This window comes from Pseudonocardia halophobica (genome assembly GCF_027922425.1).
GTDB lineage: Bacteria > Actinomycetota > Actinomycetes > Mycobacteriales > Pseudonocardiaceae > Pseudonocardia > Pseudonocardia halophobica.
The window spans coordinates 1-2,438 of the sequence record NZ_BSFQ01000085.1; the positions used below are offsets into that span (position 1 = coordinate 1).

At 72.9% G+C, this 2,438-nt stretch carries 4 protein-coding genes; all 4 read left to right on the forward strand.

Going from position 1 to position 2,438, the window contains the following annotated elements:
- Window positions 1-55: 55 nt before the first annotated feature.
- Window positions 56-367 carry a WhiB family transcriptional regulator gene (locus PKE99_RS37180; RefSeq protein ID WP_051738362.1) on the forward strand — a complete coding sequence of 104 codons (312 nt, stop codon included), beginning with the start codon at window positions 56-58 and terminating at the stop codon, window positions 365-367.
- 30 nt (window positions 368-397) lie between these two features.
- A complete protein-coding gene (locus PKE99_RS37185; protein WP_156068101.1) occupies window positions 398-625 on the forward strand; it encodes a hypothetical protein in 228 nt (75 codons plus the stop codon).
- Between the two features lie 28 nt (window positions 626-653).
- The gene (locus tag PKE99_RS37190) at window positions 654-1,295 is read left to right on the forward strand and encodes a DUF2637 domain-containing protein (protein WP_051738361.1); all 642 of its coding nucleotides are present in this window, start codon (window positions 654-656) and stop codon (window positions 1,293-1,295) included.
- Window positions 1,292-2,438, forward strand: a 1,147-nt coding sequence (locus PKE99_RS37195; protein ID WP_271214987.1) for a type IV secretory system conjugative DNA transfer family protein, incomplete at its 3' end; no start/stop codon positions are given. The genes PKE99_RS37190 and PKE99_RS37195, both read left to right, overlap by 4 nt.

Consider the following 2,438-nt stretch of genomic DNA (forward strand, 5'->3'; position numbering starts at 1 on the left):
CCCCGCCCCGTCGATGTCGCGGAGTGGACTGCGGCCGTCGCGGAGGAGGCTGCTGATGGGCGCGGCTGAGCTCTTCGCCGCCCTGTTCGTTCACGAGGTCGACCCGGACTGGCGGGTGTTCGCCACCTGCCGGGAGATCGACGCCGACCTCTTCTTCCCGGAGGACCGCCAGCCGGCGGGGCAGGTGAAGGCGGTCTGCCGGTCGTGCCCTGTCCAGCCCGAATGCCTCGCGACGGCGATCGCGACCGGGGAGGCGCACGGGATCTGGGGCGGGTTGACCTACCGGGAGCGGCTTCGGCTCATCCGCGTCCTGCGCGACGGCGGGTTTCAGATCCCGCGCTGGCGGCGCCGGAGGCGAGCGGCATGACCACGGACGCACGACGAAAGGACCGGTGGGGTGGACGGCGTCGGGGTACTGATCTTCTTCGCGCTCGTCGGGGCGTTCATCTGCGCTCGGGCGCGCGTGCCCGGGGGAGCGGTGCTGTTCGCGCTCGTCGCCCTCGTGCTCTTCGTGGCCAGCCCGATCGGGCAAGGGGTTCCCGGCGCGGTGGCGACCTTCTTCTCCACGCTCGACGACGCGGCCACGCCCGTCCTGAACAACGAGGAGGCCGGTACGTCGCGCTGATCGACAGGGGTGTCCGCGGAGGCCACAGATGACCGCGCGCGGTGCTCTGTTCTCGCTGCTGCTCGTCGTGGCGGTGGCAGCCGCAGTGCTCTCCTTCGCCGCGCTGCGCGATCTCGCCCGGATGTGCGGTTTCGCGGTCTGGCTCGCTTGGCTGCTCCCGGTCGTCGTCGACGCCGGGGCGGCAGCGGGCTCCCTGGTTTGGCTCGGCGGGTGGGCGGCCGACGCCGCTCGACGGTTCGCCCGCGCGTTGGCTCTCTGCCTGTTGGCCCTGTCGGTCGCGGCCAACGCGCTGGGCCATGGCCTCGAGGCCTATGGGCTTGGGCCACCGTGGTGGGTCGTCGTGGTCGTGTCCGCGATCGCGCCGGCCGTTCTGGGGGCGGTCGTGCATCTCGCGGTCCTGGTCGGTCGAGTCACGCCGGCGCCGCCCGTCGAGTTGCCGGACGACGACTTGGCCGATCTCGGCGACGAGCCTCTGTCGCCGTGGTGGGAGTCGGCCCCTCCCGTATCGGAACCGAGCCGATCCGACCGCGCCGAGGCGCTCATCGCCTCCGGGATCGGTCGTCGGCGCCTCGCCAAGGAGCTCGGCGTGACGGAGCACGAGGCACGCCAGCTTCTCGCCTCGTCCCGCCGCGACGACGCGCCCGACGACCCCGAGGAGAACGCGTCATGACCTACTCGCCCGTTCTGTTGTTCCTGCTCCTCGCGATCGGAGCGGGTGCCGCGTGGATGCGCGGGTCACGGGGCCTGGCCGTGATCGTGGCGGCCTGCGCCGTCCTTCCGGGCTGGTGGGCGGTTCGGCACCTGCCGATCTGGATGCTGCTCGTCCCCGGATCCCTGCTCGTGGCGTGGGGCTGGCATCGCTGGAGCCGGACGTCGGCGAAGGTGACCCGCTGGGGAGCCCGGTCGCGCCGGAAGTCCGGCGTGGCCTCGTCGGTCGACATCGCGCGCGTGGCCTCGGCCGCAGCGATCCGCCGTAAGGCGGCGTCGGTTCGTCCCGCTCTGTCGGCGCAGCCGCTCACCGCGCGGGGCCGGATCCGGATGTCTGACGTCGGGGTCGCGCTGTGCCGGGTCGGACTGCAGCGGGTATGGGCCTCGATCGAGGACGTCACGCTGATCTTCGGTGGGCCTCGCACCGGCAAGACGGGGTGGCTGGCAGGCTGCCTGCTCGACGCTCCCGGTGCCGCCGTGGTCACCTCGACCCGGACGGATCTCCTCGAGCTGACCGGGCCGCTCCGCGCTCGTCGTGGCCCGACCTACGTCTTCAACGCCGTCGGGCTGGGCGGCCACGCGTCGACAATCACCTTCGACCCGCTCACCGGCTGCGCGGATCCGGTGACGGCAGCCGAGCGCGCCACGGACCTGCTCGCGGCAGGTTCGCACGGCGGTGGCGACCGCGAGTTCTGGGACACCCAGGCTCGGCGCGTCCTCGCCGCGCTGATGCACGCGGCAGCGCTGGGGGAGCTGACCATGCGTCAGGTCCTCGGGTGGGTCGCCGATCCGGACGGGGCTCACCGCGAGGTCACGTCGCTGCTGCGGAAGTCGCCCGCGCCCGAGTACGTCCAGGACGCCACGCAGTTCGTCACGACCAACGACCGGACGCGGACATCGATCACCTCGACGATCATGCCGGCGCTGGGCTGGTTGACCTCGCCGGCGGCGTCGGCTGCGGCGAGCGGCGCGCACCCGTTCGACGTCGGCGACCTGCTCGACACCCGGGCGACGGTCTACCTGCTCGGCGCGGAGGAGACGCAGGCGGCGCCGCTGGTGTGCGCGCTGACGGGCTTCATCGCGAGGGAAGCGCGGCGGCGCGCGG

What these genes read in the sequence shown, in the direction of transcription:
- PKE99_RS37180 (WP_051738362.1), top strand. Translation starts at nt 56, where the DNA reads ATGGGCGCGGCTGAGCTCTTCGCCGCCCTGTTCGTTCACGAGGTCGAC.
- PKE99_RS37190 (WP_051738361.1), top strand. Translation starts at nt 654, where the DNA reads ATGACCGCGCGCGGTGCTCTGTTCTCGCTGCTGCTCGTCGTGGCGGTG.